The organism is Nakamurella flava (assembly GCF_005298075.1).
GTDB classification, from domain to species: Bacteria; Actinomycetota; Actinomycetes; order Mycobacteriales; family Nakamurellaceae; genus Nakamurella; species Nakamurella flava.
Map to the genome: position 1 here is coordinate 556,268 of NZ_SZZH01000001.1, position 18,320 is coordinate 574,587.

17 protein-coding genes and 1 tRNA gene are annotated in these 18,320 nt (G+C 72.8%); 10 read left to right on the forward strand and 8 right to left on the reverse strand.

The genetic code is table 11. The features are described from left to right. Positions 1 to 5 precede the first annotated feature (5 nt). Positions 6 to 677, reverse strand: a complete 672-nt coding sequence (locus tag FDO65_RS02550) for a TetR/AcrR family transcriptional regulator C-terminal domain-containing protein (protein ID WP_137447901.1) — start codon at positions 675 to 677, stop codon at positions 6 to 8. Between the two features lie 69 nt (positions 678 to 746). Between FDO65_RS02550 and FDO65_RS02555 the strand changes: the two genes are divergently transcribed. The 3 genes from FDO65_RS02555 to FDO65_RS02565 all read left to right on the forward strand — a co-directional run bounded on the left by FDO65_RS02555 (position 747) and on the right by FDO65_RS02565 (position 3,861). Beyond that, entirely contained in the window at positions 747 to 1,712 is a 966-nt protein-coding gene (locus FDO65_RS02555) for a zinc-binding alcohol dehydrogenase family protein (RefSeq protein WP_137447902.1), read from the forward strand. A gap of 140 nt (positions 1,713 to 1,852) precedes the next feature. Then, entirely contained in the window at positions 1,853 to 2,917 is a 1,065-nt protein-coding gene (locus FDO65_RS02560) for a glycosyltransferase family 2 protein (RefSeq protein ID WP_137447903.1), read from the forward strand. 68 nt (positions 2,918 to 2,985) lie between these two features. After that, positions 2,986 to 3,861 (forward strand): lysylphosphatidylglycerol synthase domain-containing protein, encoded by an 876-nt coding sequence (locus tag FDO65_RS02565; RefSeq protein WP_166442009.1) that lies wholly within the window; start codon positions 2,986 to 2,988, stop codon positions 3,859 to 3,861. Between the two features lie 45 nt (positions 3,862 to 3,906). Here the strand turns inward: FDO65_RS02565 and FDO65_RS02570 are convergent, their stop codons facing one another. Genes FDO65_RS02570 through FDO65_RS02580 form a run of 3 tightly spaced genes read right to left on the reverse strand, consistent with a single transcriptional unit; the run spans position 3,907 to position 7,774 of the window. Continuing rightward, positions 3,907 to 6,090 (reverse strand): hypothetical protein, encoded by a 2,184-nt coding sequence (locus tag FDO65_RS02570; RefSeq protein ID WP_137447905.1) that lies wholly within the window; start codon positions 6,088 to 6,090, stop codon positions 3,907 to 3,909. Further along, positions 6,087 to 6,740: a response regulator gene (locus FDO65_RS02575; RefSeq protein WP_137447906.1), complete on the reverse strand. Its 654-nt coding sequence runs from the start codon at positions 6,738 to 6,740 to the stop codon at positions 6,087 to 6,089. Before FDO65_RS02575 ends, FDO65_RS02570 begins: the two co-directional genes overlap by 4 nt. Next, positions 6,737 to 7,774 carry a HAMP domain-containing sensor histidine kinase gene (locus FDO65_RS02580; RefSeq protein ID WP_240757381.1) on the reverse strand — a complete coding sequence of 346 codons (1,038 nt, stop codon included), beginning with the start codon at positions 7,772 to 7,774 and terminating at the stop codon, positions 6,737 to 6,739. Before FDO65_RS02580 ends, FDO65_RS02575 begins: the two co-directional genes overlap by 4 nt. Positions 7,775 to 8,095: 321 nt before the next feature. Between FDO65_RS02580 and FDO65_RS02585 the strand changes: the two genes are divergently transcribed. Further along, entirely contained in the window at positions 8,096 to 9,505 is a 1,410-nt protein-coding gene (locus tag FDO65_RS02585) for a sugar porter family MFS transporter (protein WP_137449398.1), read from the forward strand. A 3-nt stretch (positions 9,506 to 9,508) separates the two neighbouring features. On the opposite strand, the gene FDO65_RS02590 is transcribed toward FDO65_RS02585, so the two are convergent. After that, positions 9,509 to 10,789, reverse strand: coding sequence for a M18 family aminopeptidase (locus FDO65_RS02590; protein ID WP_137447907.1), 1,281 nt, complete (start codon positions 10,787 to 10,789; stop codon positions 9,509 to 9,511). A gap of 47 nt (positions 10,790 to 10,836) precedes the next feature. Here FDO65_RS02590 and FDO65_RS02595 point away from each other — a divergent pair, with 47 nt between their 5' ends. Continuing rightward, positions 10,837 to 11,445, forward strand: coding sequence for a DUF1802 family protein (locus FDO65_RS02595; protein ID WP_240757383.1), 609 nt, complete (start codon positions 10,837 to 10,839; stop codon positions 11,443 to 11,445). Positions 11,446 to 11,453: 8 nt separating this feature from the next. Here the strand turns inward: FDO65_RS02595 and FDO65_RS02600 are convergent, their stop codons facing one another. Both FDO65_RS02600 and FDO65_RS02605 read right to left on the reverse strand, forming a co-directional pair. Continuing rightward, positions 11,454 to 13,328 carry a propionyl-CoA synthetase gene (locus tag FDO65_RS02600; protein WP_137447908.1) on the reverse strand — a complete coding sequence of 625 codons (1,875 nt, stop codon included), beginning with the start codon at positions 13,326 to 13,328 and terminating at the stop codon, positions 11,454 to 11,456. Between the two features lie 92 nt (positions 13,329 to 13,420). Further along, a complete protein-coding gene (locus tag FDO65_RS02605) occupies positions 13,421 to 13,735 on the reverse strand; it encodes an EthD family reductase (protein WP_137447909.1) in 315 nt (104 codons plus the stop codon). Between the two features lie 328 nt (positions 13,736 to 14,063). Here FDO65_RS02605 and FDO65_RS02610 point away from each other — a divergent pair, with 328 nt between their 5' ends. The 4 genes from FDO65_RS02610 (at position 14,064) to FDO65_RS02625 (ending at position 17,234) form a co-directional block, all read left to right on the forward strand. Next, positions 14,064 to 14,426, forward strand: a complete 363-nt coding sequence (locus FDO65_RS02610) for a BatC protein (RefSeq protein ID WP_137447910.1) — start codon at positions 14,064 to 14,066, stop codon at positions 14,424 to 14,426. Continuing rightward, the gene (locus tag FDO65_RS02615) at positions 14,426 to 15,772 is read left to right on the forward strand and encodes a cupin domain-containing protein (RefSeq protein ID WP_137447911.1); all 1,347 of its coding nucleotides are present in this window, start codon (positions 14,426 to 14,428) and stop codon (positions 15,770 to 15,772) included. The genes FDO65_RS02610 and FDO65_RS02615 overlap by 1 nt, the downstream gene beginning before the upstream one ends. Then, on the forward strand, positions 15,769 to 16,725 hold the full coding sequence (locus tag FDO65_RS02620; protein WP_137447912.1) for a sucrase ferredoxin: 957 nt from the start codon (positions 15,769 to 15,771) through the stop codon (positions 16,723 to 16,725). The genes FDO65_RS02615 and FDO65_RS02620 overlap by 4 nt, the downstream gene beginning before the upstream one ends. Positions 16,726 to 16,808: 83 nt before the next feature. Continuing rightward, positions 16,809 to 17,234 carry a VOC family protein gene (locus FDO65_RS02625; protein ID WP_137447913.1) on the forward strand — a complete coding sequence of 142 codons (426 nt, stop codon included), beginning with the start codon at positions 16,809 to 16,811 and terminating at the stop codon, positions 17,232 to 17,234. 15 nt (positions 17,235 to 17,249) lie between these two features. Here the strand turns inward: FDO65_RS02625 and FDO65_RS02630 are convergent. After that, positions 17,250 to 17,323 (reverse strand) — tRNA-Leu (locus tag FDO65_RS02630). 197 nt (positions 17,324 to 17,520) lie between these two features. Between FDO65_RS02630 and FDO65_RS02635 the strand changes: the two genes are divergently transcribed. Next, the gene (locus FDO65_RS02635; protein WP_137447914.1) at positions 17,521 to 18,105 is read left to right on the forward strand and encodes an ANTAR domain-containing response regulator; all 585 of its coding nucleotides are present in this window, start codon (positions 17,521 to 17,523) and stop codon (positions 18,103 to 18,105) included. The last annotated feature ends 215 nt before the right edge of the window (positions 18,106 to 18,320 follow it).

Genomic DNA, 18,320 nt, shown 5'->3' on the forward strand with positions numbered 1-18,320 from the left:
ACGGTTCACCGTTCCCCGAGGGCGGCGATGCCGGTCAGGACCAGTTGCAGCAGGTCTTCGAAGCGCCGGTCGACGTCGGGGTCGAACAGCCGCCGGCCGGCCGCGGCGACCAGCGGGTGGTCGTCGGCGCCGATCCGTTCGTCCCGCGCGGCGAGGTCGTAGGTCCCGGCCGGGGCCTGGGTCCGGCCCTGCTCCTCGATGCACTGACCCACCACGAAGGCGATCAGGATCGTGAACGCGTCGGCGGTCGCGGCCACCGAGAACCCCTGCGCGCCCATCCATTCAAGGCCCCGTTCCTGATCGGTCAGGACCTGCGAGTCGGTCAGGGCGGTGCCGGCGAACAGGCGGGCGCCGTCCCGATGGGCCAGCAGGGCGGAGCGGGCGGTGCGGGCGAACGCAGCACAGGCCGACCACCAGGCCGGCTCGTCCGGTGTCCGTTCGGACGACGGGTCCGGGAGCTGCCCGCCCACCACCGACGACCGGATGACGGACGCCCAGACCCGGGTGCCCATCTCGTCCAGGAGCGCCTGCTTGTCCCGGATGTGCCAGTACAGCGCCGGAGCCTTGACGCCCAGGCGGTCGGCGACCGCGCGCGTCGTCAGGCCGTCGGCGCCGACGGCGTCGAGGACGGCGAAGGCGGCGTCGAGGATCGCATCCCGGTTCAGTCCTCTGGGCATGGTTGACAACTTAACAGCATTAAGTGCACCGTGGAGGCATCCGCTTAACAACGTTAAGGAGAGCCCGTCATGCGAGCTGCCGTCATCACCAGCCCCGACGCCGCCCCGGTCGTCACCGACTTCGCCGAACCCACCGCCGCCGCCGGCGAGACCCTGGTCGACGTGGTCGCCGCCGGTATCCACACCGTCGTCCGCAGCCGAGCGACGGGCCGCCACTACAGCAGCACCGGTCGCTATCCGCTGGTACCCGGGGTCGATGCCGTGACCCGGATGGCCGACGGTTCACTGCACTACGCCGGCATGGTCCGAGCGCCGTGGGGCACGCTGGCCGAGCGGGCCGCTGTGCGATTCACCGTCCCGCTGCCCGACCAGGCGGACCCGGTGGCCATTGCGGGCGGGATGAACCCGGGTCTGAGTTCCTGGATCCCGCTCACTCAGCGCGCTGTGTCGCCGGCGGGGCTGGACGCCGTCCTCGTCCTCGGGGTGACCGGGGTCGCGGGGCTGCTGGCCGTCCAGTCCGCCCGGTACCTCGGTGCCCGGCGGGTGGTCGGGGTCGGCCGGGACGCCGGTCGATTGGTCGCGGCGGCCCAGTGGGGTGCCGAGGCGATCGCGCTGACCGATGCCCCCGCCGTGTTGGGCGACCGGCTCGCCCAGGTGCTCTCCGAGCACTCCTCGTTACTCGTCCTGGACTACCTCTGGGGTGAGGTCGCTGAGCTGACCTGGTCGGCCCTGAGCCGCCAGGACGGTTCCGAGGACCGGGTCGACATCCAATGGCGGCAGATCGGTGCGCGGGCCGGCGAGCGCGCCGCCCTGCCCGCCCCACTGCTGCGCGGACGCCGGATCACCCTGTCCGGGTTCGGACTCGGCGGCACCCCCGCCGGCGAGATCGCCGCCGGGGCCGGTGGTTTGTCCGCAGCGATCGCGGACGGCGCCGTACTGGTGCCGACCCGGCCCTTCGACCTGGACGACGTCGCGTGGGCGTGGGGGTTCGACGGTCCGGAGCGGGCGGTGGTGATGACAGGGCGGAGCCGTTGACCGCGGATCGCGCCACCGGCCCAGGATGAGGTCCGGACCCCATGTCGCCGCGAGCACCCGACGGCCAGGCTGGGTGATCTGATGACTGACTTCCCGCCCGTCGCCGCCGCGGCCGCCCGCCTGCCCGTCGGACGGTGGCCATGACCACGCTCATCGTGCAGATCCCCTGTCTGAACGAGGAGGCGACCCTGGCGACCGTCCTCGACTCCATCCCCCGGCGGATCGACGGGATCGACGACATCCAGGTCGTCGTCATCGACGACGGATCCACCGACCGCACCGCGGCCATCGCCGCCGAGCGGGGCGCCCACGTCATCCGGCACGTCCGGACGATGGGGCTGGCCCGGTCGTTCCGGGACGGCGTCGACTACGCCCTGCACGTCGGGGCGGACATCGTGGTCAACACCGACGGCGACAACCAGTACCCGCAGGGGTCGATCCCCGAGCTGGTCCGGCCGATCCTCGACGGCACCGCCGAAATCGTCGTCGGTGACCGGCAGACCGACCAGGTCCCGCACTTCAGCCCGTTCAAGAAGATCATGCAGCGGTGGGGCAGCCGCGTCGTCAACGCGGCGGCGCAAACCGAGATCCCCGACGCGGCCAGCGGTTTCCGGGCCTACTCGCGGGCCTCGCTGCTCCGGCTGAACGTGATCACGCCCTTCAGCTACTGCATGGAGACGATCATCCAGGCCGGCAGTCGGCGACTGCCGATCGTCAGCGTGCCCGTCGTCACCAACCCGAAGACTCGCGAGTCCCGGCTGTTCCGGAACATCTGGGAGCACATGTTCAAGTCGGGCATGGCGGTGACCCGCAGCTACCTGATGTTCCGGCCCTACCTGGTGCTGACCGTCCTCGGCGTGGTCTTCGGCCTGGCCGCCCTGATCCCGTTCGCACGTTTCGGCGTCCTCTGGCTGACCGAGGACGGGGTCGGCCACATCCAGTCGCTGATCTTCGGCACCTCGATGTTCGTCGGCTGCCTGCTGTCCTTTGCCCTGCTGGTCATCGCCGACCTGCTGCGCACCAACCGCCTGCTGCTCGAGGAGACCCTGGAGCGCACCAAGCAGATGCAGTACGCCGATCCGTCCCGCTATCCCCGGCTGTGGCAGCGGGCGCGTCGTGGGCCCGTGCTCCCCGTCCAGCGGGGCGCCGACGGACGACCGCCCGTCGTTGAGGGCACCGACTGGCCGCGCCGGGAAGCGATCTGAACGCACCCGCCCGGCCGTCCGGGCCCACTCCGGGCCGGGGCCGCTGGCTGCGGGCCGCGGGGATCGTCGTGGGCCTGCTGGCGGTCGGTTTCTGCGGATGGACCCTGATCGCCGAGTGGTCGACGGTCCGGGCCGCGGTGAGTGCGGCCGATCCGGCGGTGGTGACGGCCGCGGCGGTCGGCGGACTGGCCGGCACGATCTGCGTCGCCGAGCAGTGGCGGTGGGTGCTGGGCGCCCTGGGCGCACCCACCGGGCGTCGGCGGGCCTGGACGTGGTTCTTCGCCGGCGAGCTGGGCAAGTACGTACCCGGCGGGGTGTGGGCGGTCGTGGGTCGCGGGGAGCTGGCCCACCGCGGCGGCGTGCCCCGGGCGGTCGCCTACCCGGCCACCCTGCTGTCGCTGGGGGTGTTCTGTCTGTCCGGCGGAATCGGCTGGGCGGCGCTGTACCCGTTCACCGGACCGGCCCGGTGGTGGACGGTGCTGCTGATCCCCGTCCTGCTGACCGTGGTCCATCCCGCCGTCCTGCGACCGGTGTTCGCGATCCTGGGCCGGGTCAGTCGGGGGCGGCTGATCGTTCCGGTCCTGCCGTGGCCGCGGATGCTGGGCCTGGTCGGCGTGACCCTGCCCGGGTGGCTGCTGCTCGGCGCGACCAGCGCGCTGGTGGCGGGCTCGCTCGGGCTGACCGCCGACCCGGTGGCCGTGGCCGGCGCCGCGATCGCCGCCTGGGTCGTCGGGGTCCTGGTGCCGGTCCCGGCCGGGGCGGGGATCCGTGAGGTGGCCTTCGCGGTCGGGTCCGGGTTGCCCGCGGGACCGGCCGTCCTGGTGGCCGCGCTGGCCCGGGTGGTGTTCGTCGTCGTCGACCTGGCCACCGGACTGCTGGCCCTCACGCTGCTGCGCCGGACCGGGGCGCCGCCGCGACCCGTGGTGCCCGCGCCGCCAGGTTGACCGTCACCGCAGCGGCGGCAGCAGCCTCCGGTGCCGGGCGGACCGTCACCGGGGGAACGGCACCCGCCACCAGTGCAGGGCGAAGGGCGCCAGGAAGGGCAGTTGCTCGTCGATGCGTTCGTAGCGGGCCGGCAGGTGGTCCAGGGTCGGCTCGGCCGACCACCGGTCGTACACCTCGATCGAGGACTGCACCTGGGTCGGATCGTCGGTCAACGACGTCAGGTCGTCCCGGAGCAGCGACACCAGGACCAGTCGGTAGCCGTTGGCGGCGACCCGGTCGGTGAGGGCGGGCAGGTCCTGCACGCGTTGCCACGAACCCAGCCCGGCGACCGGAACCTCGCACCAGCTGCGCAGGGTCTGCAGCAGGGTGATCTCGGCGTAGGCGTCGGTCACCACCACCGCGTCACCGGGGGCCAGAGCGGCGCACGTCTGGAGGACGGGGTCCAGATGGGCGGCCTGGACGCGGTGCCAGCGCACCGGGGCCGAGGTCACCAGCACCGGAGCGAGCAGGGCCACGACCAGCGCGCCGACGGTCAGCCGCGGGACGACACCGCGACCGCGGGACCACCTGGCCGGGAGGGCGTCGAGCAGCAGAGCCAGGCCGGCGGTCGCCCAGACGGCCACGGCCGGCAGGATGGCCGGCACGAAACGCCGTGAGGCCCAGAGCTGGTCGGGGGTGATCTGGGGGTCGTACCAGTAGATCGCGCCCGCCCCGAGTCCGAGGACGAGGACGGCCAGCAGTGCGGGCGCGACAGTCCGGTGGCCAACCCGCCAGAGCACCACCACGGCCGCCGCGATGGCCGCGGCCAGGGCGGTGGCGCCCACGTACCAGGACATCCACACCAGGCTGTGCTCGGCGTAGTTCCGGTAGGGCTCGGCGGGCAGACCGTCGGCCGCCTGCAGGTCGATCACCGCGGGATAGGCGATTGCGCTCGTCGTCGTCTGCACCAGCGGGCGGATCAGCCATCCGAACAGCAGTGTCGCCCCGACCACGACCGCGGCGGTCCGTGCCACCGGGCGGCGCAGGCGGACGGCGGCCGCCCGGACCGCCGGCCGGCCCGACCACAGGGCGAGGCCGGCCCCGCTGACCACCGCGGAGGCCACGAGCGCGAACCGCAGGAGACCGATCTGACCGGCCAGGTCGGTGACGTACCCGCCGGTGCGCTCGACCAGGTCCCACCACCCCACCAGTCCGACCGTCACGGTCGCCGCGACCGCTGCGCCCCAGGCCCGCAGCAGTGCCCTCCGGCCGCCGGGATCGGCGGCCGCGACGGACACCGCGGCCAGCGGCAGGGCCAGGCAGAGATAGGCCAACGCGTCGACCCGGGTGCTGACCAGTGCCCCCATGAGGAGCCCGCCGAGCAGCCCGAGACTCACCCGTGGACGGCGGGCCATGATGACCAGCACCAGGATGGCCGCCCATAGCAGGGCCAGCGCGAACGGCTCCGAGTAGGTGTTGCGGGCGACGTACAGCAGCGGCAGGCCGCCGGCCAACAGCGCGGGCGCCAGCAGGGCGACGGCGGGGCGGCGGGTCGCCCGCACGGCGACGGCGTACACCAGCAGCAGTCCCACCCCGGCGATGAGGGCGGGAACCCGGAACAGCAGCGGCGCGCCGCCCACGTCGAAACCCACGGCCAGCGCCACCGCGGTCAGATGGTTGAACTGCGGGTCCAGCACCCCGGTCGCCGTCTCCGCATTCGGCCCCTGCGGGTCCACCGGTTCGTCGTACACGGCCGCACTGCTGAACCGCAGGCCTTCGATCCCGGCGAAAGCGGTTCCGCGCGCGTCGATCTCGAGCGCGCCGAAGGCCGACAACTGCCGGGCCGTGGCGGCGTAGGAACCAGGGTCGCGGGCGACCACGACATTCTGCGACGGGGTCACCGCGACGAAGAGCAGGTACCCGACGGCCAGCACGGCGGCCGCCGCGCCGGCGACGTGCGCGGCCCGGGTGGTCGAACCCCGGGGGAGGGACCGCCACAGCCCGACCAGGGCGAGCAGGGTCGGAGGGAGGGCCAGCAGCAGCGTCAGTCCGGTCGAGAACCAACCGACGACGGCCAGCAGCAGCCCGACGACACCGCCGACGGCCAGCGTGACGGCGACCGCCAGGGCGGCGAACTCCAGCCAGAAGGGGGCCGCGACCTCCGGCTGCGCTCGCCGGACCGGCGACGATCCGGCGGCGGTGGGGGAGGGCGGGGCGAGGTCGTCCGGGGGGGCGGTCCGACCGCTCACGGTTCGATCAACCCCGTCCGGATCGCGTACCGGGCGAGGTCGAGCCGGTCGTGCAGACCCAACTTGCCCAGGATGTTGGCGCGGTGCCGTTCCACCGTCTTGACGCTGATCACCAGGGCGTCGGCGATGGCCCGCGACGAATGCCCCTCGGCGATCATCTTGACGACCTCGTCCTCGCGTGGGGTCAGGACACGGGTCGGTAGCGCCTGCCCGGAGCGGGCCCGCCGCAGGACGTCGTCGACCAGCGGACCGGGTTCCCCGCCGTAGACGAACGGATCGCCCCGCCGGGCCCGCCGGCAGGCGTCCACCAGGTCGCGGTCGGCCACCGACTTGAGGACGTAACCGCTGGCCCCGGCCTTGATCGCCTCCAGGAAGTACTGCTCGTTGTCGTACATCGACAGCATCAGCACCGTCACGGTCGAGCCCCGCCGACGGAGCTCCTGCGCGGCCTGCAGGCCGGTCATCCGGGGCATCGCGATGTCCAGGATCGCCAGATCCACGGTGGTGCTGCGCAGCTGGTCCAGTGCGGCGGCGCCGTCCCCGGCCTCGGCGACCACCTGCAGGTCGGGCTCGCCGTCCAGGATCAGGCGCAGGCCACGCCGGACCAGGGCGTGATCGTCGGCCAGCAGGATGCGCGTCGGCGCGGTCACCGGCCGCCCCCGGCGGTGGACCGGCCGAGGGGGACGGCCAGTTCCAATCGGGTCCCGCCCCCGGGGGCCTCGTTCACCGTCAGGTCGCCGTGCACCAGGATGGCCCGTTCCCGCATGCCCCGGATGCCGCCGCCCTCGACGGCGCCGACCGGTCCGCGACCGTCGTCGACGATGCGGACGAACAGCTTCTCGCCCCGGCGGCCCACCACCACCTCGATCCCCGCGCTGGTGGCGTCGGCGTGCCGGGTCACGTTGGTCAGGCCCTCCTGGGCGACGCGGTAGATGGCCAGTTCGGTGTCGGGCGGCAGGTCCGGCAGCCGGTCGTCGATCCGGACGGTGACCGGTAGATCCCCGGCCCGGCTCACGTCGGCACCCAGGGCGTGCAGGGCGCTGGACAGCCCGAGGTCGTCGAGCACCCCGGGGCGCAGCCGGCGGGCGACGGTGCGGACCTCGTCCAGGCAGTCGCGCACGGTCTCCTGGATCTCGGCCACCTCGCCCCGCAACGACTCCGGGCAGCGGTCGGCCGTCCGCCGCAGCCCGAGCAGCACCGCGGTCAGGCTCTGCCCGACCTCGTCGTGGAGTTCGCGGGCGATGCGGCGGCGCTCGTCCTCCTGGGCGGCCAGGGCGTGGGCGCTGCTCGCCTCCCGCTCGTGTTCGAGCCGATCGAGCATCTGGTTGAACGTGTCGACGAGGTGCCCGACGGTGCGGTCACTGGTCGGAGCCAGGCGTTGACCCGGCCGCAGCAGATCGACGCGTTCCATCAGCGAGGTCAACCCGTCCAGGGGGCGCAGGGTGGCGCGGACGAGCACGGCGTTGATCGCGACCATCAGGGCCGACCCCAGGGCCAGCACGATGCCTTCCGGCCAGGACAGGGGGTTGGACACGGTGACCGGGGTGATGGCCAGCAAAACACCGGCGACCGTGACGACCACGACGTTGAACAGCAGCAGCCGCCGGAACAGGGTGTCGGCCGGCCCCCGGGTGTCGCCCGGACGGCGGGCCGCGGGCACGGGCCTGGTCAGCACACTGGTCACCCCACCAGCTTCACCACGGGGCGACCGGCCTGTCCATGGGCGCTGGACCCCACAATCCGCGCCCACCGGTCGACCGCGGTGACCGCAGGCGTCGGTCGGCCCACCGGGGAGTGCCGCCCCCGGTCCGGTGCCGGACGGTGGCGGTCGACTCTTTCGGGTACCCGGGACGCGCCCGCCCGAACCCCGGGGCGACCATGCTGGGGACGACCGGAAGATCCGTGGACGACCGATCGTGGCGTGCGAACCGGGGGCCCAGGGCTTCCACCCCGCCGGACGGCCGGTCGATAGGCGATCGATGGAGACGACGTGGCGACAGCAGCGATGAAGCCGGCGGGGTCGAACCCCCTTCCGCCGTTGACCGCGGGCCCGCACACCCGGCGTCTGGATCTCATCGCGGTCGTCGCCACCTTCGGCGGCCTGCTCTTCGGCTACGACACCGGCGTCATCAACGGTGCGCTCGAACCGATGAAGGCCGACCTCGGCCTGACCGCGGTCACCGAGGGTCTGGTCACCAGCATCCTGCTCATCGGGGCGGCCATCGGTGCCCTGGCCTGTGGGCGACTCAACGACCTCCTGGGCCGCAGGAAGGCGCTGCAGATCCTCGCCGTGCTGTTCCTGGCCGGCACCATCGGTGCCGTGCTCGCCCCGGGACTGGGCGTTCTGCTGCCCTCCCGTTTCGTCCTCGGGTTCGCAGTCGGCGGCGCGTCGGTCACCGTGCCGGTGTACCTGGCCGAACTGTCACCGACCGAACGGCGCGGGCAGCTCACCGGTCGCAACGAGCTGGCCATCGTCGTCGGCCAGTTCCTGGCCTTCGGGATCAACGCGATCATCGGCAACGTCTGGGGTGAGGACGACGGCGTGTGGCGCTACATGCTGGCCGTCGCCGCCGTCCCCGCCGTCTGCCTGTTCGTCGGGATGCTGCGGATGCCGGAGTCGCCGCGCTGGCTGCTCGCCCATGGCCGGGACGACGACGCACTGGCCGTGCTGATGCAGGTGCGGCCGGAGGAGCGGGCCCGGGCCGAGCTGGCCGAGGTCCGGGAGCTGGCCGCCGAGGAGGCGCAGTCCCAGCTGGGCGGGTGGCGGGACCTGCGTACCCCGTGGGTGCGGCGCATCGTCGTCGCCGGTATCGGCCTGGCCGTGGCCCAGCAGTTCACCGGCATCAACTCGGTCATGTACTACGGCTCACAGGTGTTGACCATGGCCGGCTTCTCGCAGAGCGCCGCGCTCATCGCCAACGTCGCCAACGGGGTGCTCGCCGTCCTCGGCGCCGTCGTCTGCCTCTGGTTCCTCATCGACCGCTTCCCCCGCCGCACCCTCATCATCGGCGGGTTCGTCGCCACCACCACGATCCACCTGCTCATCGCCGTGGCCTCCGCCGTGCTGCCCGACGGCCTGGGCAAGGCCTGGGTGACGCTCGTGCTGATGGTGCTGTTCGTCTTCGCGATGCAGCTCGCGCTCAACGTGCCGGTGTGGGTGACCCTGGCCGAGCTGTTCCCGCTGCGGCTGCGCGGCTTCGCCATGGGCCTGTCCGTGCTGTGCCTGTGGGTCGCCAACGCGGTCATCTCGTTCGCGTTCCCCAGCCTGGTCGAGACGGTCGGCATCCAGGGGATGTTCCTCATCTTCGCCATCGCCGGGGCGCTCAGCATCTGGTTCCTGGCGAAGCGGCTGCCGGAGACCGGCCACCGCTCGTTGGAGGAACTGGAGGAGGACTTCTCCGCCGGCCGGTTCTGACCCTCAGGCGCCGGCGAAGAACGCCCCGATGGCGGCCGAGAGCGCCCACGGGTCCGACGATCCCGCCATCTCGCGGGCCGAATGCATCGACAGCAGCGGGATCCCGACGTCGATGGTGGTGAACCCGGAGCGGGTCGCGGTCAGCGGGCCGATCGTCGACCCACAGGGCATCGCGTTGTTCGACACGAACTCCTGGGTCGACACCCCGGCGGCGGCGCAGGCCCGGTGCCAGAGGGCGGCGCCGACCCCGGTGGTCGCGTACCGCTGGTTCGCGTTGATCTTCAGCAGCGGGCCGCCGTTCAGCAGGGGGCGGTGGGCCGGGTCGTGCCGGCCCGGGTAGTTGGGGTGCACGGCGTGGCCGGCGTCCGCGGACAGGCACACGGTGTTCGCGGCGAGCCGGTACCAGCCCTCCCCGTCGATCCCGAGTGACAGGGCGATCCGGCGCAGGGTGTCCTCCAGCAGGGGACCGGAGGCCCCGGACCGGGTGGCCGACCCGACCTCCTCGTGGTCGAAAGCGACCAGCACCCGGACGAAGTCGGAATCGCCGCGGGCGTCCTCCAGCGCCGCCAGCCCGGCGTGCACGCTGGACAGGTTGTCGAGCCGCCCGGCGGCGAAGAACTCGTCCGCTGGACCGAACACCTCCGCCGGCTGGGTGACGTAAGCGACGACGTCGGTCGCCACCACGTCGGCCGCGCGGACCCCGGCCAGCTCGGCGAGATGGCCGCCGATGCGCCGGTCCGGGCGGTCCACGCTCCACACCGGCGCGGTGTGCTGCTGCCGGTCCAGCTTCACGCCCTCCTCGTTGACCGCACGGTCGAGGTGGATGGCCAGCTGCGGGATCCGCATCACCGGGCCGGTCCGTACCAGCGTCGTGCTGCCGTCCCGCAGCACCAGCCGACCGGCCAGTCCGAGCTCGCGGTCGAGCCAGGAGTTCAGCAGTGGACCGCCGTAGACCTCCATGCCGACCTGCTGCCACCCGTCGCGTTGCAGATCGGGACGCGGCTTGAGGACGAAACCAGGGGAGTCGGTGTGCGCGCCGCAGATGAGAAACCCGCGCGGACGGCCCGTCGGCAACCGCCAGGCCACGACCGAACCGTCCCGCACCACCACGTGCCCGCCGGGCCCGCCGTCGAACGGCTCCCGCTCGTCCTGCGACCGGAAACCGATGGCCCGCAAGCGATCCCGGACCGCGGCGGCGGTGTGGAACGCCGACGCGGCGGACGCCAGGAAACCGGCCAGGTCGTCCAGATGGCGTCGGGCGGGACTCGGCTGATCGGCGGGCATGGCCCGAGCCTAGAGGCGAACGGCCGATCGACTCCTAGGCTGGACCGGTGACGTCTGCGATTCCACCCGACGACGGACTGCCCGCCCTCAAGGAGTGGGGGGCCGCCATCGCCGCGCTGCTCGCCGGCCGGCAGACGGTCCTGCTGCGCAAGGGCGGCATCGGTGAGAAGCGGTTCACGCTCGGCCGGTCGCGGTTCCTGCTCTATCCGACGGTCGCCCACAGCCACGCCGAGTCGACCCGGGCCGACCACCACGACCTGCTGGCGGTCGGGGCCCGCGACGTCCGCCTCGCCCCGGACGGCGCCCCCGCCGCCGTGACCGTGCGCGCCGTCGCCGAGGTCACGGCCGCGATCGCCGTGGCACGCCCCGACGACGTCGCGGCGCTCGAGCCGTTCCACGTGTGGACCACCGACTCGGTCCGGCGCAACCGCATCGACTTCCGGCCCCGCCACCAGTTGACCGCGATCGTCCTGTCGGTCCGGCCGATCACCACCCCGATCGAACTGCCGGTGCTGCCGGAGTACGGCGGATGTCGCAGCTGGGTCGATCTGCGGACCGGGTGGGACACCCTGGGCGGCGTCCCCGTCGGGGATCCGGTGGTCGAACCGTCCGCCCTGCAGCGGATCGCCGACGACGTCCGCTCGGCCGTCGGCTGAGACCCGGCTCAGCGACGCAGGATCGGCCGCAGCGCGTCCAGGACGGCGACGTTCTCGATGGTCCCGGGGACCGGCTCGTCCACCCCGTCGGCGATCCCGCGCATCGTCCGGCGCAGGATCTTCCCCGAGCGGGTCTTGGGCAGTGCGGGGACGACGGCGACCTCGCGCAGGCTCGCCACCGCACCGATCTGCTCCCGGACCAGCTGCACCAGCTCGGCGGCCAGCTCGTGCTCGTCCCGCTCGACCCCGGCCTTGAGAACGACGAATCCGCGCGGCACCTGCCCCTTCAACCCGTCGGCCACGCCGATCACCGCGCATTCGGCCACGTCCGGGTGGGCGGCCAAGACCTCCTCGAGCCCGCCGGTGGACAAGCGGTGACCGGCGACGTTGATGACGTCGTCGGTGCGGCCCATCACGAAGACGTACCCGTCCTCGTCGACGTGCCCGCCGTCGCCAGTGAGGTAGCAACCGGGGAACGCCGAGAGGTAGGACGCCACATAGCGTTCGTCGTCGTTCCACAGCGTCGGCAGCGCCCCGGGCGGCAGGGGGAGCCCCAACACGATGGCGCCGTCGACGCCCGGCGGGACCGGACGCCCCGCCGGGTCCAGGACACGCACGTCCCACCCGGGCATGGGCCGGGTCGGCGAACCGGGCTTCACCGGCAGCAGTTCGATCCCCGCCGGGTTCGCCACGATCGGCCAGCCGGTCTCGGTCTGCCACCAGTTGTCGATCACCGGGACGCCGAGCCGCTCGCCGGCCCACCGGTGGGTCTCCGGATCGAGTCGCTCACCGGCCAGGAACAGCTGTCGCAAACTCGAGATGTCGTACCGGGCCAGCAGTGTCCCGTCCGGGTCCTCCTTGCGGATCGCCCGGAACGCCGTCGGCGCGGTAAACAGACTCCGCACCCGGTGGTCCTGCACGACCCGCCAGAACTGGCCGGCGTCCGGGGTGCCGACGGGCTTGCCCTCGTAGAGCACGCTCGTCGCCCCCACCAGCAACGGCCCGTAGACGATGTACGAGTGGCCGACCACCCAGCCGACATCGGAAGCGGTGAACATGGTCTCGCCCGGTCCCACGGCGAAGACGTTCGGCATCGTCCAGGCCAGTGCGACCGCGTACCCGCCGCCGTCGCGCACCACGCCCTTGGGCTTTCCCGTCGTGCCCGAGGTGTAGAGGATGTACAGCGGATCGGTCGCCCGGACCGGGACGCAGTCGTGCGGGACGGCTGTCGCCACCGCCGCCGCCCAGTCGACGTCCCGCTCGCCGAGCGTGGCCGTGGCCTGCGGCCGCTGCAGCACCACACAGTGCGCGGGCCGGTGGGTCGCGAGGTCCAGCGCCGCGTCCAGCAGTGGTTTGTACTCGATGACCCGGGCGACCTCGATCCCGCAGGAGGCGGTCACGACGACCGCCGGGGTGGCGTCGTCGATGCGGGCGGCCAGCTCCTTCGGGGCGAACCCGCCGAACACCACGGAGTGCACCGCGCCGAGGCGGGCGCAGGCCAGCATCGCGACGGCGGCCTCCGGGATCATCGGCAGGTAGACGACCACCCGGTCCCCCCGGCCGACCCCGAGCCCGGCCAATACCCCGGCGAACCGCGCGACCTCGTCCTGCAACTCGGCGTAGGTGATCCGGCGGACGGAGCCGGTGACGGGGGAGTCGTGGACGATGGCCGGCTGCTCCCCCCGCCCGGCCGCCACGTGGCGGTCGACGGCGTTGTGGCACACGTTCAGTTCGGCGTCGGGGAACCATCGGTGGAACGGCGGGTTCGCGGCGTCCAGGGCGCGGGTGGGCGGCGCCGTCCAGTCGATGGCCGCGGCCGCCGCCAACCAGAACGCCTCCGGGTCGTCCTGGCTCGCCCGGTGCACGTCGTCGTACACACCCATCGTGGTCACTCCTGGATTCGGGGGAACTCCGGGGGATCAGTGTCGGTCCCGGGCGCCGAGCCGGCAGCCCGGGACTCCGTTCACCGTGCCGGTCAGACGATCCGGCGGGTGTCGGGCGACGGGACGAGGGTGACCCCGGCGCCGGCGAAATTCGCCAGGTCGGCGACTGTGGCCTGGCCCTGAGGGCTGCCCATCCCCGCGTCGAAGGCTGCCTGGTCCTCGAACTCGAGAGTGGCGATGAGGTGCCAGGCCGGTCTCGTGCCGTCCGGTGCCGGCGCCGGCCGGGCGACCGTGAGCCGTCGCAAGTTCGGGATGTCCCGGGCGAGCGCGGTGTGCGTGGAGTCGTAGTGGGCGTCGAACGCCGCCGGGTCGGTGGGGTGGTCGTACAGAACGGTCAGCGCGAACATCGCAACTCCTTCGGTCGTGGGCCGCGCCGGGACGCCCCGGCGGGGTGATCAGCGTGCCGCCGCCTCCCGCGACCGGGCTGTCCCAGAAACGGACACGTGGGTTCGCGGGGCCGCCTGGCGGCCGGCGCTGATTGGGTCCCACCCCGCTCGGGAACGACCAGGACGCCACCGCGCCGGTGGCGCCGGACACGACGTCCGGGTTCCTGCGGACCGGCCTCGCTGGCCGTGCTGTCGATCATTAGGTTGGTCTGCGGTGGCCGTACGGCCGCAGTCCACGCCCGGTCGGGGGCCACACCAGCCCGCCGGCCGACGACGAAGGGTGCAGATCATGGGTCTGAGCGACGACGACATCGTCAGCAGCGGTTCGGCCGGTTCGGAGGGTCCCGCCGACGGCGGCGCCTCCGGCACGCCGGGGGTCCACGACGGTGGCGCTGACGGCGGGGCCGAGGGTCCGGCCGACGGCGGCGCCTCGGGCACTCCGGGTGTCCACGACGGCGGGGCCGATGGTGGCGCCGACAGCGGGGCCGAGGGCCCGGCCGACGGCGGCGCGGCCGGCAAGCCGGGGGTCCACGACGGCGGCGCTGACGGCGGGGCCGAGGGTCCGGCCGACGGCGGCGCCTCGGGCACTCCGGGTGTCCACGACGGCGGGGCCGACGGCGGCGCCGATGGTGGTGCGGACAGCGGCGCCTGATGACGGCAGTGCAGACGGGGGCGTCCGAACTGACCGGACGCCCCCGGGCCGTCGCCGCTGACCCGGCCGTCGCCGCACCGGTCCCCGCGGGTCCCGACGGCGCAGCGACCGAGTCCCGACCGACCGTCCGTCGGTGCATCAGCGGCTCCACCGACGACTTCGCCCGGGACGTCTGGTCCCGGCAGCCGATGCTGACCCCGCGTGCCGATCCGGCCGGATTCGCCGATCTGTTCTCCGCCGACGCCGTGGACGAGCTGGTGTCCACGCGTGGGCTGCGGACGCCGTTCCTGCGGATGGCCCGGGACGGGTCGGTCCGCGCCACGTCGACCTTCACCCGCTCCGGTGGGGCTGGCGCCACGATCACCGACCAGGTCGCCGACGACAAGGTGCTGGCCCAGTTGGCCGCCGGTTCCACGCTCGTCCTGCAGGCCTTGCACCGCACCTGGCCGCCGCTGGTCGAGTTCGGCAGTCGGCTGGCCGCCGAGCTGGGGCACCCGGTGCAGATCAACGCCTACATCACCCCACCGCAGAACCAGGGGTTCTCCCCGCACTACGACACCCACGACGTCTTCGTCCTGCAGATCGCCGGGACCAAGCGGTGGACGATCCACGCGCCCGTCCTCGACGCGCCGCTGCCCGACCAGCCGTGGGATCGGCGGCGGGCCGCGGTGGCCGCGCGGGCGGAGGAGGATCCGCTGCTCTCGGCCGTGCTGGCGCCCGGCGACGCGTTGTACCTGCCCCGCGGCTTCCTGCACTCGGCGGTCGCCCAGGGCGATGTCTCCATCCACCTGACCGTCGGGGTGCACCCGATCACCGGGGTCGATCTCGCTCGCGAGCTGATCGCCGTGGCCGCGGGTGATCCGGAGCTGCGCCGGTCGTTGCCGATGGGCTTCGACGCCGACCAGCTGACCGCCGCGGTGCGCGCGGCGGCCGCCCGGCTGGCCGACGATCTGGCCCGCGTGCCGGAGGAGAACGTGGCGGCGACGGTGCAGCGCACGCAGGACCGTTTGCGGGCCGACACCCGGCCGCAGCCGATCGCTCCGCTCGCCCAGTTGGCCGCCGCGGCCGGACTCACCGGGGCCGATCGCATCCGCCTGCGGGAGGGGCTGCGGCCGCGCCTGACCGACCGGGGCGACCGGGTCGTGCTGTGGGCGGTGGACAGCTCGTTGGAGCTACCGGCGGTGGTCCGTCCCGCCCTGGATCTGCTGCTGTCCGGTACTCCAGTCGCAGTGGCGGACCTGCCCGGCCTGGACGCCGATGAGCAGCTGGTGCTGGCGCGGCGGTTGCTGCGGGAGGGCCTGGTCGTCCTGTCGCCGGCCGATGATCGGGGACCGGCGGTTTCGTGACTGACGCGCAGTCGACCGGTCGACCGGTCCGGGAGTTCCCGGACCGGTGCGCCTTCCGATCCGCCCAGCGGGACGACCCGATGCTGGGGACGGCGTTCCCGGCCGGTCGGCTGCTGCTCGTCGAACAACCCGGGCCCTGGGGCCGACTCGGGTTGGAACAGTCCCGTTTCGATCCGGTCCTCGCGCAGGAGCTGGTCAAGCGGCTGGGCCGGCAGGGCGTGCGCGTGTTGACGATCCGGCGCCCCGGCCGGGTCGAGGGACTGCTGTCCCGCCGCTGGGGGTACGTCGACTGCCGGGCCGAGCACCCGCGGATGCGGTGGGGTCGCTTTATCGAAGACACTGAGCTGCTGACCTTCGACCCGGATCGGCAGGACACCGAGCCGGGGAGCCTGGAAGTCGAAGGGGACGATGCGCCGGTCTTCGCGGTCTGCGCGCACAGCACCCACGACGCCTGCTGCGCCATCCGCGGCCGGCCGGTCGCGGCCGCGTTGGAGGCGCTGGCTCCCGGGCGGGTCTGGGAGTGCAGTCACGTCGGTGGTGACCGCTTCGCGGCCAACGTCCTGCAGTTGCCGACCGGCATCCTCTACGGACGGGTTCCGCCCGGGTCGGCCGGCGAACTGCTCACCCGCGCGCAGGAGGGCGAGGTCATCGTCGACCTGCTGCGGGGCCGGGTGGGTTTCACCCCGGTGGCGCAGGCGGCCATCGCGGCGGCCCATCGGCACACCGGGCTGCTCCGCCCGGCCGACATCCGGCCGATCCGGGTGCGCGAGATCGGCGCCGACGCGGTGGACGTCGATCTGGAGTGCGCCGGCCGGCGGGTCCGGGTCAGGGTGCACCGGGAGCGATCGGAGCCCTATCGGATGACCTGTCAGGCGGTCATGGACAGCACCGCGATCGTCTACCGACCCGAGGTGATCGCGGCCGAGGTGTCGGGAGCGTTGCCCGTCGGCTGACCGACCGATGAGTTCGGACGACGTTCACCGTCTTCCTGTGGTGGGGCCGGCCCACAGCCGCAATCGCCGATCTGGGAGCGCCGATGACCGTCAATCTGAACCCGTACCTGAACTTCCGCGGCACGGCCGCCGAAGCGATGACGCACTACCAGTCCGTCTTCGGCGGCACGCTCACCCTCAGCCGATTCGGCGACTTCCCCATGGGGACCGACGCCTCGGAGAACGACCTGATCATGCACAGCCAGCTGGTCGCGCCCGGCGGCCTGGTCCTGATGGGGGCGGACGTGCCGTCCGCGATGGAGTTCAACCCGGCACCCGGCAACGTGTCCTGCTCGGTGAGCGGCGACGACGTGGACCAGCTGCGCGGCTACTGGGAGGGCCTCTCGGCCGGCGGCACCGTCACTGCCCCGTTCGACAAGGCGCCGTGGGGTGACTGGTTCGGCATGTGCGTCGACCGGTTCGGCATCAGCTGGCTGGTCAACGGCGGCGGAACGGCAGACGTCGGCTGAACGTCGATGCCGGTGTGCCCCCGGTGAGACTCGAACTCACACTGTGCGGGTTTTGAATCCGCTTCCTCTGCCAATTGGGATACGGGGGCCAGGCCCAGAGGACTATACCGGCGCGCGATGATCGCTCCGTCGGCCCAGCCTGATGCGGGTTCCCGGCGGGTCACGACGTGTTCGTCACATTCGGGCCCGCCCTTCCGTAGCCTGCAGGTCACAGATAACGATTAGGCTGAGATTTCGATCCGGCGCCGTGGTGGGGCCGGAACCTGTGATCCATGAGGGGGCAGTCATGACCGCGCCGCGACGCGTGCTCATCGCCGAGGACGAGGCGCTGATCAGACTCGACCTGGCCGAGATGTTGACCGAAGAGGGTTTCGAGGTCGTCGGTGAAGCCGGTGACGGCGAGCAGGCGGTGGCGTTGGCCACCGAGCTGCGCCCGGACCTGGTGATCCTCGACGTCAAGATGCCCAAGAAGGACGGCATCGATGCCGCCGCCGAGATCGTCGGCGAACAGATCGCCCCGGTCGTCATCCTCACCGCCTTCTCCCAGCGCGAGCTGATCGAGCGGGCGCGGGACGCCGGTGCGATGGCCTACCTGGTCAAGCCGTTCAGCAAGTCGGATCTGCTGCCGGCCATCGAGCTGGCCGTGGCCCGCTACGCCGAGACGGCCGCTCTGCGTGCCGAGGTCGCCGACGTCACCCAGCGCCTGGAGGCCCGCAAGGTCATCGACCGGGCCAAGGGTCTGCTGATGACGCACCAGAAGATGACCGAGCCGGAGGCCTTCCGGTGGATCCAGCGCACGGCGATGGACCGCCGGACATCGATGGCCGCGGTGGCCGGGGCCGTCCTGGAGGGTCTGGCCGCGAAGAGCTGATCACCTCTCCGTCACGGTGCGTGGTGGAGAACTGCAGGGCCTGGGCGACCCCCGGGCCGTCGGACGACGGCGGCCCGGGGGTCGTCGTCGTTGTGGGCCCGGCCAGGACGCGCCCGGGTGAGCGAAGCCGCCGCGATGGCGTTCGGCGCGAGTTCTTGTCGGCTGAAACGATCCTGGGCGGAAGAAACTCGTCATCGGACGCCCTGCGTCGCAAG